A 1,010-nucleotide genomic window follows, 5' to 3' on the forward strand; every position below is an offset into this window, starting at 1 on the left:
AGCAGGCGACGGACGCTAGTGGGATGTTCTACAACTACCAACGGGACTACGATCCGGCGGTCGGACGGTATTCCCAGAGCGATCCGATTGGGCTGGCTGGTGACATTTCAACTTATGGATATGTGTCGGGCGATCCACTATCCAAATCTGATCCGTTTGGATTGAACTCAATTGTCACTTATCAAAATCTGGGGCAGACCGTGTACCTGGACAGCAATGGCAACGTCGTCAAATCTTGGGATTCGTTAAGTTCGGTAGCGCGGAGCGCGAAGCCAGGTGCGGCAGGTCCCTATGAGTCTGCCGATGTCTATCCAACTAGCGGCCCTTACAAGAACAATCCTAGGGCCTTTGGGCCAAATGATATTCTAAAGACGGACGACGCTCGGGGGAGGTGGATCCACGGAGGGGGTAGCGGCCTTTTCAACCCGCTTGCTCCGCGACAGCCCGCTGATCGTGTGTGTGGTTATCAGGAGGATGGTTCAAATGTCTGCTACTACGTGCGGCAAAACAAGGTGGTGGCGATGGCCGTCGGCTTTGGCCCATAGCCGCAGTCGAGCTCAGCAGTACAGAGGCGGCTGGCCATGTGCGAGGTGTCTTCAGTGATGCTGCAGACAGCATTACATACGTCTGGCTAGCAAAATAGCACTGTAGCGGGCAGCCCTCGAGGTCTCGATGATCGCGCCAGGCGAGGCACAAGAATGACACTGAAATGTTGATGATGAGTAGGTCGCCGTCAGGTGGATTGGCAGTCTTTTTGGTTGCCTCCTGCAGCTCGTACTGAAACAGCAGTGCATGGTTGTCGGATTGGGTGAGTGCGAGCCTCGCGTCGTTTCTCCGAGCAATTTTAACGGAGTCGCTTCTGCCAAAATTGCACGTTTCGATCGCTGCAGCAGACCATCAGATTGGACAACTATCCGGTTGCGTTGATCAGTGCTCCGAGTGCTGGCGTACCGGAAGTGGCCTACGTGCAGCCGGACCACCTGGGTACCCCTCGGGTGGTGATCGATCCC

The 1,010-nt window shown here is 55.5% G+C and carries 1 protein-coding gene; it reads left to right on the forward strand.

The genetic code is table 11. From position 1 onward, the window contains the following. A partial coding sequence (locus AC06FD_RS20415; protein ID WP_478078729.1) for an RHS repeat-associated core domain-containing protein occupies nt 1-545 on the forward strand: 545 nt, incomplete at its 5' end. Nucleotides 546-1,010 lie beyond the last annotated feature (465 nt).

It is taken from the genome of Stenotrophomonas sp. Steno-Z1, assembly GCF_056393175.1.